A 12,887-nucleotide genomic window follows, 5' to 3' on the forward strand; every position below is an offset into this window, starting at 1 on the left:
CATACGAAAAAATTCATACTTGTAAACGGAAAGATGACTGAAACGGATGGAATAAATCCGGATATGGTATTTTTAGATGCTTCTTTCCGGCTCTCTCAGAAAATGTGGTATGGATTCGGGGGGATACCTCTTTTTTATGAAAATCTGGAATTATTGAAAACCCAGGCGGAGGTATTAAAACTCCCTTTCCCGGCAGAATTTGAAAACGAACGGGAACTCTTCCGGTTAACAAAACGCATGCTCAACAAGAACAAATTTTACCGTTCGGGAAATATCCATTTCCAATTATTCTGGAACAATGAAAGCGTACACACACTGATTACCTGCAACGCCTTTGAAAACTTCGATTTTCCCGTTTCGAAAGAAGGCTTACTTGTTACTTTTTCAAAACAGAAAAAAAACAGTGGAAACACCCTGAGCCGGTTCGCCTTTTTTAATGAGGGACTTTGGCAGGCGGGACTGGCAGAAATCCGTGACACCTATTTTCAACAGGTAATTTTTCTGAACGAAAAGGATGCTATTTGTGAATGTGCCCGCGCAAACATATTTATGGTAAAAGGAAACGAACTGTTCACCCCGTCGTCAGAGGCAGGCAGTTACATTGACGTTTTGAAGCCTTTCATTCTGGACACGGCAACCCAATCCGGATTGAACGTTACGGAACGGAAAAAAAGTACAATACCCGAACTATGGGAAATGGACGAGATTTTTATCGCATCGGAAATATTGGGATTTCAGTGGATTATGGGAATTGAGAATAAACGGTTTCTTCACCACTATTCCGGAATCATTTATCAAAAATTAAACGAACGGCTCAGTCAAACTAATTCATAGCCGGATTCTCGGGGAAATTTTCCCACATAGTGTAGCGTTGTCCCACCTTTTTCACAAACTCAACCCACGAATCTCCTTGCAATTCACGCATCACTGTTTCTTCATCCACGTCGTTTACCAGCCACGAATCTTCCTTTAACTCCCTTTCCAACTGGCCCGAATCCCATCCTGAGTAACCGACAAAAAACCGGACGTCGGATGTATTTATCTGCCCGGCGGCAATTTGCTGTTTCAATACCTCAAAGTCGCCACCCCACCAGACATTACCCAGCACATGGATACTTCCGGGGAGTTTTTTCCCCAATTTGTGAATAAAATAAATTGAATCGGTAGCCACCGGACCTCCCAGGTAAACATCTCCCTCAAAATCAGGGAACCCCGGCATAATATCGTGAATCGCCAAATCTACCTTTTTATTCAGAATAAATCCTACGGCCCCCTTTTCGCTATATGCTACCAAAAGAATAACCGAGCGGTTAAAATAGTTTCCGGGTAAAAAAGGTTCGGCAATGAGTACACGGCCTTTCTCGGGCGCCACGTTATTTGTTTGGATCCTGAATATGTCTAATTTGTCTTTCATGTTCTCTATGGCAATATAAGAAAAATACAACTATTCATCAAACAGTTGATAACCACATTACAAAAATTATGCGAAAAATTTCGGGAGGCTGGATTCAGTCTTCTTCTACAACGATATAAATATCCTCGTCTGGTTTGCTCATAAAATATTGTTCGCGGGCAAATCTTTCCAACTCCTTTTTCCCGGCATTCAGGTCTTCCAGTTTTTGCTCGTCCTCTTTAATGCGTTCCAGGTAATATTCCTTTTGCCGTACAAGTTCATTCAATCGCCTTTTGTTCTCAGCATGGGACACGAAACTGTTTTCATCGAAAAAAACAATCCAGGCCAAAAACAACAGAGAGGCAATAAAATACCTGTTTTTTAGTACTCTATACCATTTTTTTCTATTAGGAATACCATTTTCCATACCTGATTGTTTGAGGTCAAAAATAATACAATACACACGCAAAAAAAAGAGGGACAAACATTTCATCCCCCTTTTTATAAACAATTACCCGTTAACTCTCTATTCTTTTTCCGGGAAAAAATTCGGATACATATAATCTGTAGGCGGTACAAAGTTCTCTTTCACGGAACGGATAGAAACCCACCGCAGAAAATTGAACAGCGTGCCGGCTTTATCGTTGGTTCCCGAACCACGGGCACCTCCGAAAGGTTGCTGGTTAACCACTGCGCCGGTTGGCTTATCGTTAATATAAAAGTTACCGGCAGCGTGTGTCAACCGTTTGGTTATTTTTTCGATGTTATACCGATCTTGAGAGAAAACAGCCCCTGTGAGACCGTAAACAGAAGTAGTGTCCAGTATATTGAGTGTTTCGTCCAGTTTTTCATCGGCATAAACATAAATGGTTACTACCGGGCCGAATAACTCCTCTTCCATGGTAACATAGTTGGGCTTTTTAGCCAGGATAACAGTGGGTTCGATAAAATAACCAGCCGATTTGTCGCATTTTCCTCCAAAAATAACCCCGGCATCTTTATCTTCCCTAGCCCTGTCGATGTATCCTTTCAATTTATTGAAAGAAGCCTCATCAATTACAGCGTTAATAAAATTGGTAAAGTCCTCCGGTGGCCCCATTTTTACGGTTGACAGCATCTCTCCCAACTGCTGTTTCAATTTTGGCCAGATACTTTTGGGAACATATACCCTGGAGGCAGCGGAACATTTTTGCCCCTGGTATTCGAAGGCTCCCCGCACAATGGCAGTAGTCAGTTCGGGAATCTTAACCGTGTTATCGGCAAAAATAAAATCTTTTCCTCCTGTTTCCCCTACAATGCGCGGATAGCTTTTATACTTTTCAATATTGTTCCCGATAGTTTTCCATATTCCCTGAAATACACTCGTGGAACCGGTAAAATGTATTCCGGCAAAATCAGGATGGGTTAAAACAACGTCAGCAACTGTTGGCCCCGGCGCATAAATCAGGTTAATTACGCCATCAGGCAGACCTGCCTCCCGCAAAACTTCCATAATAACACCGGCAGAATAAACAGCCGTTTTCGATGGCTTCCAAACCACTACGTTACCCATTAATGCCGGAGCTGCCGGCAGGTTCCCGGCAATGGATGTAAAATTGAAAGGGGTAAGTGCAAATACAAAACCTTCCAGCGGACGAAACTCGTTGTAATTCCAAATTCCGGGTGTTGAAGCCGGCTGCATTTTATAAATGTCAGACATTGCTTTTACCCCAAACCGGTAAAAGTCGGCCAATTCGCATGCCGCATCAATTTCGGCCTGGTAAATATTTTTCGACTGTCCAAGCATGGACGCAGCATTGATTTTTGCCCGGTAAGGCCCGACAAGTAAATCAGCAGCTTTCAGAAAAACAGAAGCCCGGTGTTGCCACGAAAGGTTCATCCATTTTTCCCGCGCTTCAAGCGCCGCATCAATAGCCATCTCTACATGGCTGGAATCTCCCTGGTTATAATAACCAAGTGTATGATTTAACTCATGCGGAGGAAACATCCTGACTTTTCGGTCTGTGAACACATCCTTTCCGCCAATCACCATGGGTAGTTCAACCTCAGCCGAACGCAATGTTTCCAGCATTTTTTTCACTTCTTCCCTTTCCTTACTACCGGGAGCATAGCTCAACACCGGCTCATTTTTTGGAACAGGCACATTAAAAAATCCTTTTGACATATTTCTGGTTTTAGTAATTATTATTCAACTCCTTCCTTACAAAACTAAAAAATATACCCTGCCGAAATCATAACAAAAATCAGTTCAAATGGATTTTAACAACCTGTATTATACTAATAAACAATATCTTAAATACACACCCCTCAAAAACAGAACAAAAGTCATCTTTTTAAATTCAAAATTCGCGAGAACTTTGTATATTCAATTTATTTTGAGAAATTGGCACTTTTAAAGCCATTATCTTTATTTTTATGGCGGTGAGCAAACCTTTTTTCCATATTATTACAGAAAAGCTGTGGCCAAAAAAATCAGGCGAAGAAAAAAAACGGCTTTTTGAAATGCTGATTTCACTGGCATTACTGCTTTTGGCCGCACTCATTCGACTGACCTTCAGGTTTATTATCAACGCAGAAAACTTTTGCCCTATTTGTGACATAGGTTTGGTATTAGTAGCTGTTCTGTCGGTTTCATTTTTTTTGAACAATAAATTTAATGCGGCTTTAAATACCTTCTTTACGGTTCCTTTATTTGTTTATGCTTACTACATTGCTGACTTTTCGATACACCAACCACTAACTGACACCGTTTACCAGACCGTTGGATGGCTTCTGGCAGGAGCTTTTTTTCTGTTTTATTTTTCTGAATCCATATCGAAAATCATCCTTTACTCTATTCTTTCCGCATCTGCCATTGGGGTTCAACTCATAAAGGCCAATCATTTTTTCGACTTTGTGGCCGGAAACAATTTTCTGATTCCCCATCCGTTGGTCATTTTCATTCTGTTGATTTCCGGCGGACTTGTTCTCCGGTTTAAATACAACAAAATTGCCACCTCCCTGACTGAAAATCTAAAAACAACCCGTCAAAGTATTTCCAAAGTTATTCGTGAATCCGGATTCCCGGTGGTTGAGATTAAAGCGTTACGGGATGAGGAAGGGAATGTAGTGAACCTGAAGGTAGAAAAGGTAAACAATATATTTGAATCGGTTTTCAATATTCAACTTCATGAAGTCAAAAATCAGGAGGCCAATTATATCTTTGAACTGGTGCTGCGCGATCATTTTGATTTAAATAAAATTTTGCTGTTTGAAGATCACAAGACAAAAGAGTTTCATGCTACCAAGTTGGAATTATGGTTTAAAATCCATGTCCTTAAACCCGATTTTAACACCTTCTATATTATTCTTGAAGACATAACCAAAGCCAAGAAAAAGCTGGCGGAACTGGAGCAAGGCAGACGACGTTACAAAGTACTGCTCGAAACCATTCCTGATATGTTTTTTGTCATTGGAAAAGACGGGACTTACGAAGACTTTGTGATAAAAGAGAGCGACCTGTTTAAAGTGGAAGATACCAATATTGTGGGCAGTACTATTTTCGACGTTGGGTTCCCGGAAAACATGGCTGCAAAAATATTAACGTGTATCCAGTCGTGCCTAAAAACCAATTCTATTGAAACCATTGAATATTCATTGAATACACCAAACGGCACTTACCTTTTCGAGATGCGGCTTGCCAAACTGAGTGCCCGTTCGGTTATTTCCATTGCACGCGACATTACCCGCCGGAAAACGGCCGAATTCAACCTGGAAAGGGCACTAAAAAAAGCAGAAGAAAGCGATCGTCTGAAATCCGCTTTCCTGGCAAACCTGTCACACGAAATCCGAACCCCGCTAAATATTATTACCAACTTTACCCGCATACTGGCTGAAGGAGGACTTGGCTCTGCGGAACGTACCGAATTGTCGGATGCCATTTCGCAAAACGGAACCCAATTGCTTAACATGATCGATAATACTATCCATCTTTCCAAAATTGAAACCAATGCCATTGATCTTTCTATGAATTTCTGCCCTGTCAACACCCTGATGCGTGATATTTATACCCGGTACAAACCACTCATCCCAGACGGAAGGCAGGTAAAGATGCAACTGAACCTTGATGTACCTAACTCTTCCTTCGGGTTTGTTACCGATCGCCGACTTCTGATGGAAGCACTGCAAATATTGGTAGACAATGCGGTAAAATATACCCGCAACGGAGAAATACATATAGGTTACGAGATGCGGTACAATGAAGAGGTAAAATTTACCGTTTCCGACACAGGAATTGGAATTCCGAAGAGCGAGGCAGAAAATATCTTCAGCCGGTTTTACAGGGTAAAAAATGAAATAAACGATATGACTTCCGGTTCGGGTATCGGACTGCCCATTGCCCAACATTACGTGCAATTGCTGGGAGGTGAACTAAAGCTGAAGTCGGACCCAGGAAAAGGAACTACTTTCTTTTTTTCTTTGCCTTTCAAAGAAGGTCAGGGATATTTGAGGGTAGTGAGCTAACAAAACTTTTTACGAAATAAACCAGGGGAGCTTGAATAAAATATTGAAATACCGGCTTGCAGGCGTCTTGCTTTTTACAGTATTGCCTTTTTTTATTCAGGCAAATGTTATTAACTACAAAGACTTGCCGGATAGTTCGAGGCTGCAAATCCGTTTAAAATCATTTCTTCTGATTGGAGCCAATGAGAAATTGCCCGATACCTTTTTTGATTCCCGGGCCAATATCCCCGTAGCCTTTACCGTTGATGATGTGCACAGCGCAGCATTTATGGAACAAATAAGAACATGCTCCTCCAATCAGTCTCAAATTCTTTTAATCTCAAACAAGCCCCCGCTGGCTCCCGGTGATATTCAATCTGAAATTATTGTCTGCAATCCGGATGAAATAGACAGCCTGGTTTGTTCTTCTGACACAATCGACCCGCAGTTATTTGAATCCTTCTTAAGCGAAAATGAACTTTTGAAGGTTACTGTAAACGATTCAAACTGCCGGGAAGCTTGTTTTGATTTGTGGAAAAAAACAGGAAAACTTCCCCATTTTATCTACGCAAAACCATCCGGAATCCGGGAAGCGGCAAATATAGTATCAGCCTTAAATTCAATGGCAAAAATATACGGGGTTACCTGGGAAAACGGAAAACTGCTCAGGGAAGTTTACTGGGAAAATACAGAAGCAAAAACTTACGGTTATTTCAGTTTTCCGTTGAAAGCGTATAATAATTATCTGATTCCTTATAAACCGGGCTACCGGTTTTCGCCTGGCATTATTTACCAATCGACCAGTAATGCGGACGACATGAAAACCTTCAATGGTATTAAATATGAACCTGATTTCGGTTTGGAGGACCATTTTACATTTCAAAACAAAGTAAAAAATGAAAAATGGAAAAATACAAACGGTCTTATTACGAATCATGTAAAATTCAGAAAAGATAAAAAGTTTGGCGGAGTTGCCGTTTTTGAAAACCGTTCATATATTGATGCCGGGCCGCAAAGCACAGAAATGCTGAGTTCAAAATTTAGCATTATCGCCTGGATTAAAGTAGACGACAGCAACGGGAAATACAGTATACTTGGGAAGGGAGAAAACTTTAACCTGGGAATATACCATGGCAATCTAACATTTTCGATGGCCGGTATCAATGACTTCATTTCTGAAAAGTCGCCGGTGCCGGTTGGGGTATGGACGCAGGTGGCAATGGTATATTCAGAAATTAATAACCGCATATATTTTTATGTAAACGGGATACAGACCGATCAAATCGACCTTATAAGCAAGTATGAGGCATCGGACTACACTCTGCTGATCGGGAATAATTTGTGGGAAGAGTTTTTTACCGGGGAAATGGGGGAAATAAAAATATGGAACCGGGAATTGGATAAAGATGAAATCTATTACCACTATCTAAATCCGTCGGGTAAAAATGATTTTCTTCTGCCAGGCCTGGCTGCATTTATCATTATTCTGATTGGCGTTACAACCTTTTTATTCATAAAAAAACGTAGGCAACCTAAAAAACATACAGATGCACTAAAAATCAGGCATACAAAAACGCCACCGCAGAAAGTATTACCGGAGAGTGAAAGGATTGTATGCTTTGGGGGATTAAAAGTTTTTGATGCTACAGGCGCCGAAGTCAGCCTGAAATTTTCCCCAAAACTAAAACAGCTTTTTACCCTCATTCTGTTGCACAGTCATGGAAATAATAAAGGAATCACATCTAAACAGCTTGCAGAAATTTTATGGCCGGGAGCAAATGTTGCCAATACCAAAAACATCCGCAGTACCTATGTACAGAACTTAAGATTGAGCCTGGCATCTTTTAAACATATTGAACTTGTTTTCAGTAACAAAAGGTGGTTTTTTGGTTTTAAAGAAACCTTCTATAATGAATTCGCTCAGGTTGACAATATTTTGTCACACCTGGTTAACGAGAAGAACAAACAAATACTGGAGGCACAATTACCTTCCCTAATTGCCATTCTGAAAAAAGGCCGGTTTCTTGAGGGAATAGAAGAATTGTGGCTTGATCCGTTTATCGAAAAAATGAATAACAGGATTATCGAGTTTTGCCTGTCAATGTTTTCCATTTTAGATAACCGGGAACACAACGCCCTGCTTTTTGATCTTGCCGAAATCATAAGCTTAATCGACCCCTTGAATGAATCTGCACTTCAGAAAAAAATTAATTTATTGATTGAACAAGGCAAATTGAGCCTGGCAAATAATATTTACACCAACTTTGTAAAACTCTATAAAGAACTTTATCAGGAAGACTATTCAATCGACTTTAAAGTTTTGTGTAAAAAAACGCCAGGTCCCCACTCTTCTTAAAAAATTATATTCCGTAGCGGTTTTTATTCGTATTTAAATAAAGAATTCCCGAAAATTCTTCCGCATTACTCCATTTATTACCCCTTGTATTGGTCTGTGAAAGTTAGATTTGCTATTTTATATAAAGACCATTAAAACTTATAAGCATGAATAAATCATCTAAAAGTACACGCCGCGATTTTATTAAAAAGAATTCTCTTCTGGGAGCAGGAGCGGTTCTTGGTCTCGGTTCTGCGGGTAAAGTTTTCGCAAGTTATTCTTCAGAAGGATCAACTCCCGCCATTTTGGGAGGTAAACCGGCCATTACATCGCATAGCTGGCCCGGGTGGCCAATATGGAAACCGGAAACCGATGAAAAAAGGTTGATGGAAGTGATACGCAGTGGCGTATGGTCCAGGAGGAATGTAGTTTCCGAATTTGAAGAGAAATGGGCTAAAGTGATTGGGTCCAAACGTTGCCTTTCTGTTGTTAACGGGACAAACGCCCTGAATGCTTCCCTTGCACAACTTGAAATCGGATGGGGAGATGAAGTGCTGGTAACACCATATACTTTTATTGCCTCTGTTTCAGGTATTGTATTTAATGGCGCCATTCCTGTTTTTGTTGATGTTGACCCGGAAACCTTCCAAATGGATCCGGACAAAATCGAAGAAAAAATAACTCCCCGTACCAGGGCCATTATTCCAGTACATATATTGGGACTGCCATGCGACATTGAAAAAATAATGTCTATCGCAAAAAAACACGACCTTCTGGTAGTGGAAGATGCCTGTCAGGCCTGGTTAGCAGAGGTAAACCACAAAAAGGTGGGTACATTTGGCAATGCCGGTTGTTTTAGTTTTCAAAATTCGAAAAATCTTCCTATGGGAGAAGGTGGTGCCATTGTAAGTGATGACGATGAATTTATGGACCGCTGTTATTCCTTTCATAATTACGGAAACCCCTTTGGAACGACTGCTGGCACATTCGGAGCAGGAACTGTGAGGATTGGCACCAAGCTGCGGATTACCGAATACCAGGCAGCTATAGGACTGGCACAGATGGAACGGTTGGAAGAACAAACAGAAGCGAGGAATGTTAATGCAGCCTATCTCAAATCACTGATACAGGAAATTCCCGGAATAATTCCATACAAACTGTATCCCAATGTAACAAGGGCTGCTTTCCACCTGTTCCCTTTTCGGTACAAAAAAGAAGAATTTAGCGGAATGCCGCGGGATAAATTTATAAAAGCGGTGAATGCCGAAGGATTGCATTGCAGTCATGGTTATAATATTGGAGTCAATAAAATGCCCTTTATTAAAAATGCATTTGAAAGCAAATACTTCAAAAAATTCTACGCAAAAGAGCAATTAAATTACGACAAGTACACCAGAGAAAACGAATGTCCGGTAAATGATACATTGGGTACAGAAGAAGCTGTCTGGATTGGGCAGGAGGTGTTGCTTGGCGCTAAACAGGATTTTGACAATATAGCGCAGGCGATTGAAAAAGTACAGAAGAATGCAGATTTGATAAACAGAAAAAGCTAATTGACAATGATAAAACGAAGCACCTTATTTTCCCTTGCACTTTTTATCCTTGTTTCAGTCCCGGCTTTTCTATCTGGCCAGGATAGCGGAGCAAGCTGGAAAGCAGGGATTTCCAGAATAGAAATAACCCCATCGCAGAATATGTGGATGGCCGGTTATGCCTCCAGAACTCACCCTTCTGAAGGAAAAATACATGATTTATGGGCAAAAGCATTGTTCCTGGAAGATAGTAACGGAAATACCGGGGTATTGATTACGACCGATTTGCTTGGGTTCTCCAAAACATTGTCGGACCGTATCCGGGAAAAATTGCAAAAAGAGATGGGCCTTACAAAAGCCCAGGTAATTTTAAACAGTTCACATACCCACTCAGGGCCGGTTTTGGCTGAGGCCCTGACGGATATTTATCCTGTAGATTCCAGTGAGGAACTAAAAATTAAAGAATATTCCGATTGGCTGGTTGTTCAAATTCTTAAACTGGCAAAACAGGCCCGGAATTCATCGAAAGAGGTAAGCATCTACGCAGGAAACGGGGTGGCGAGATTCCAGGTGAACAGAAGAAATAATTCGGAATCAAAAATATCAGAACTCACCGAACTGAAAGGCCCCAATGATTATGCCGTCCCCGTTATGAAAGTGGAGAACAAAAAAGGAAAAATCGAAGCCATCGTATTTGGTTACGCCTGCCACCCTACTGTTCTAAGTATCTATCAGTGGTCAGGAGATTATCCGGGTTTTGCCCAACTGGAACTGGAGAAAAGCTACGAGGGAGCAACAGCCATGTTTTTCCAGGGAGCTGGCGCCGACCAAAATCCATTGCCCCGCCGTTCTGTGCCTCTGTCTAAACAATATGGGCAACAACTTGCAGCCTCTGTCAACAGGGTTCTGAGTGAAGAGATGAAGCCACTGGAGCCTCAAATGAAATATGCCTATTCTGAAATTGACCTTCCGTTAGAAGAACCTCCTACAAAGGAAAAACTGGTTCAACTCACTGAAGAATTAAAAGGCTATCAAAAAAACTGGGCCGAAAGTTTACTCGAAAAAACAAAAAAAGGGGAAACACTGAAAACCTCATATCCCTACCCTATCCAAATCTGGCAGTTAGGAGACCAAAATATATTCGGCCTGGGGGGTGAACTGTTGATAGGCTACGCAATCAATCTGAAAAAAATGTTTGGAAAGGACTCATTTGTTATGGGATATTCAAACGATGTGATGGCGTATATTCCTACCGAAAAAGTTTTATCTGAAGGGGGATACGAAGGATATAGTTCCCACATGGTTTATGGGTTACCTGCGAACTGGAAACCAGGAATTGAATTATCTATAACCAGAGGAATTGCTGATCTTGCCGGTCAATTGGGAATAACTCCGCTCGTTTCACCCGATGAATTAACAGACGGGCTAACCCCTCCCTAAAAACCCAACGAACTATTAAAAACAAAATAATTATTCACTTTATACTAATAGCATTTTTATGAAACGTGTACATTTATCTGCCATCATCATTTTATTGTTTGTGATGGGTTGTTCCAATTCAGAAAAAAAAGAAACAACCGGCGCCACGGTTACGGAAAAAAAACAATTAACCGCCCAACATTACTACTCAGGGTTTCCGCTGGCCCACGACACCTACAACACCATTACCACTGCCAGTGACGGACGGGTTTACTACTGCCTCTCCTCCCAGTCTATTGATATCGGCGGACAATACTACGTGTACGATCCCAAAACAGATAAGATAGAACACCTGGGCGACATTACAGAAATATGTGGAGAAGCAGGTGCCAAAGCCATTCCGCAGGGAAAGTCTCACTCCAATTTTTATGAAAGCAAAGGAAAACTCTATGTGTCTACCCATGCCGGGTACTATGAAATGATTGACGGCATGGAGATGATGGTTCAAAACGCGCCCGAAGGTTATAAACTATATCCCGGGGGACATATCGTTTCCTATGATTTAGCCACCGGCAAGTTTGAAGACCTGGCCATCCTGCCACAAGGGGAAGCCATTGTAACCATGACAATGGACACCCTGCGCCAGCATATTTATTCCATTTCATGGCCTTACGGATACCTGTTCCATTATGATGTAAAAAAGGATGAATTAAAAAACCTCGGAAAAGTATCTGCCAACGGAGAAGCCGGGAAGCCGGGAGAAGACTATCGCGTACTGTGCCGTTCTATGGTCGTTGACCCACGTGACGGAATCGTTTACTTCTCCACCTCCGAAGGGGACATTTTATCTTACCATCCCGATTGGGATTCCATCAAAAAAGTAGAGGGCGTAGATTTGAAGCTCGATTATTTTGGAAAATACGACCCCACCCGTCCCGGCAGCATGCAGTACAACTGGAGGCGCATTGTCTGGTACCCCGAAGAAAATGTGGCTTACGGTGTCCATGGGAATTCCGGGTATTTATTCCGTTTCGACCCCAAAGAAGCAACTGTCGAAATCGTGCAACGCATAACTTCCGAACCATCTCAAAAAAGCGGGATGTTTGACTACTTTAGTTACGGCTACCTGGGATTTGACCTTGGCCCCGACGGGGAAACAATTTATTACCTGACCGGCGGTCCCATATACATCGACGGGAAAAGGGTGAAAGGTGTTGAGGAAATAGCCATGGGCGCAGCGCGCGGACTTGAAAACCTTCACCTGGTTACCTACCACATTCCTACCAATACTTACACCGACCACGGGCCCATATTTTATGAAGATGGTAGCAGGCCAATCTATGTAAATTCAATTGCTGTAGGAAAAGACGGAACGGTTTATACACTGGCCAGGTTTAAACACGAAGGTAAAGAAATTGAAGATTTTGTAAAAATTCAAAATCCCTTTGGGAACCAATAACCGAAGAACAGCCATCGTAAAAAATGTTTGTTTGACATTTATAACAATGACTAAAAAATAACTATTCAAAAAAGAAAAAGATGAACTCAAAAAACTTCACCAGAAGAAAATTTGTAGGGACCGTCTCTGCCAGTACCCTTGGAGCAGTAGCAATAGGTAGCATCCCTGCATTTGGGGCAACAAAAACAAGTAATAAGCTGGCAATCCTGGGCGGCAACCCGGTGCGTCAAAATAAAAGCTGGCCCGATTGGCCCTATGTCGATAAAA

The 12,887-nt window shown here is 41.5% G+C and carries 10 protein-coding genes; 7 read left to right on the plus strand and 3 right to left on the minus strand.

The genetic code is table 11. The features are described from left to right. Positions 1 to 33: 33 nt before the first annotated feature. On the plus strand, positions 34 to 834 hold the full coding sequence (locus tag D1164_RS14520; RefSeq protein WP_147372196.1) for an aminotransferase class IV: 801 nt from the start codon (positions 34 to 36) through the stop codon (positions 832 to 834). On the opposite strand, the gene D1164_RS14525 is transcribed toward D1164_RS14520, so the two are convergent. The 3 genes from D1164_RS14525 to pruA all read right to left on the minus strand — a co-directional run bounded on the left by D1164_RS14525 (position 824) and on the right by pruA (position 3,557). Continuing rightward, entirely contained in the window at positions 824 to 1,414 is a 591-nt protein-coding gene (locus tag D1164_RS14525; RefSeq protein WP_119350727.1) for a YqgE/AlgH family protein, read from the minus strand. The two genes, D1164_RS14520 and D1164_RS14525, sit on opposite strands and share 11 nt — an antisense overlap. Positions 1,415 to 1,508: 94 nt before the next feature. Next, complete coding sequence (locus tag D1164_RS14530; RefSeq protein ID WP_172594474.1) at positions 1,509 to 1,820, minus strand: FtsB family cell division protein; 312 nt, start codon at positions 1,818 to 1,820, stop codon at positions 1,509 to 1,511. 99 nt (positions 1,821 to 1,919) lie between these two features. Next, the gene (gene pruA / locus D1164_RS14535) at positions 1,920 to 3,557 is read right to left on the minus strand and encodes an L-glutamate gamma-semialdehyde dehydrogenase (RefSeq protein WP_119350729.1); all 1,638 of its coding nucleotides are present in this window, start codon (positions 3,555 to 3,557) and stop codon (positions 1,920 to 1,922) included. A 251-nt stretch (positions 3,558 to 3,808) separates the two neighbouring features. On the opposite strand from pruA, the gene D1164_RS14540 reads away from it, so the two are divergent. The 6 genes from D1164_RS14540 to D1164_RS23650 all read left to right on the plus strand — a co-directional run. Then, positions 3,809 to 5,896: a PAS domain-containing sensor histidine kinase gene (locus tag D1164_RS14540; RefSeq protein ID WP_119350730.1), complete on the plus strand. Its 2,088-nt coding sequence runs from the start codon at positions 3,809 to 3,811 to the stop codon at positions 5,894 to 5,896. Between the two features lie 31 nt (positions 5,897 to 5,927). Beyond that, on the plus strand, positions 5,928 to 8,231 hold the full coding sequence (locus tag D1164_RS14545; RefSeq protein ID WP_119350731.1) for a LamG-like jellyroll fold domain-containing protein: 2,304 nt from the start codon (positions 5,928 to 5,930) through the stop codon (positions 8,229 to 8,231). Between the two features lie 146 nt (positions 8,232 to 8,377). Next, the gene (locus D1164_RS14550; RefSeq protein ID WP_119350732.1) at positions 8,378 to 9,763 is read left to right on the plus strand and encodes a DegT/DnrJ/EryC1/StrS family aminotransferase; all 1,386 of its coding nucleotides are present in this window, start codon (positions 8,378 to 8,380) and stop codon (positions 9,761 to 9,763) included. Positions 9,764 to 9,769: 6 nt separating this feature from the next. After that, positions 9,770 to 11,182, plus strand: a complete 1,413-nt coding sequence (locus tag D1164_RS14555) for a neutral/alkaline non-lysosomal ceramidase N-terminal domain-containing protein (RefSeq protein WP_119350733.1) — start codon at positions 9,770 to 9,772, stop codon at positions 11,180 to 11,182. A 58-nt stretch (positions 11,183 to 11,240) separates the two neighbouring features. Continuing rightward, on the plus strand, positions 11,241 to 12,620 hold the full coding sequence (locus D1164_RS14560) for a hypothetical protein (RefSeq protein ID WP_206611021.1): 1,380 nt from the start codon (positions 11,241 to 11,243) through the stop codon (positions 12,618 to 12,620). An 80-nt stretch (positions 12,621 to 12,700) separates the two neighbouring features. Beyond that, positions 12,701 to 12,887 (plus strand): hypothetical protein (locus tag D1164_RS23650; protein ID WP_206611022.1); only part of this gene is annotated, 187 nt, incomplete at its 3' end.

The sequence above is a fragment of the Mariniphaga sediminis genome (assembly GCF_003573545.1).
GTDB classification, from domain to species: Bacteria; Bacteroidota; Bacteroidia; order Bacteroidales; family Prolixibacteraceae; genus Mariniphaga; species Mariniphaga sediminis.

Bases quoted from the DNA above. Each gene is read 5' to 3' on its own strand.
- D1164_RS14520 (WP_147372196.1), top strand. From the start codon at position 34: ATGACTGAAACGGATGGAATAAATCCGGATATGGTATTTTTAGATGCT.
- D1164_RS14525 (WP_119350727.1), bottom strand. From the start codon at position 1,414: ATGAAAGACAAATTAGACATATTCAGGATCCAAACAAATAACGTGGCG.
- D1164_RS14530 (WP_172594474.1), bottom strand. From the start codon at position 1,820: ATGGAAAATGGTATTCCTAATAGAAAAAAATGGTATAGAGTACTAAAA.
- pruA (WP_119350729.1), bottom strand. From the start codon at position 3,557: ATGTCAAAAGGATTTTTTAATGTGCCTGTTCCAAAAAATGAGCCGGTG.
- D1164_RS14540 (WP_119350730.1), top strand. From the start codon at position 3,809: ATGGCGGTGAGCAAACCTTTTTTCCATATTATTACAGAAAAGCTGTGG.
- D1164_RS14550 (WP_119350732.1), top strand. From the start codon at position 8,378: ATGAATAAATCATCTAAAAGTACACGCCGCGATTTTATTAAAAAGAAT.
- D1164_RS14555 (WP_119350733.1), top strand. From the start codon at position 9,770: ATGATAAAACGAAGCACCTTATTTTCCCTTGCACTTTTTATCCTTGTT.
- D1164_RS14560 (WP_206611021.1), top strand. From the start codon at position 11,241: ATGAAACGTGTACATTTATCTGCCATCATCATTTTATTGTTTGTGATG.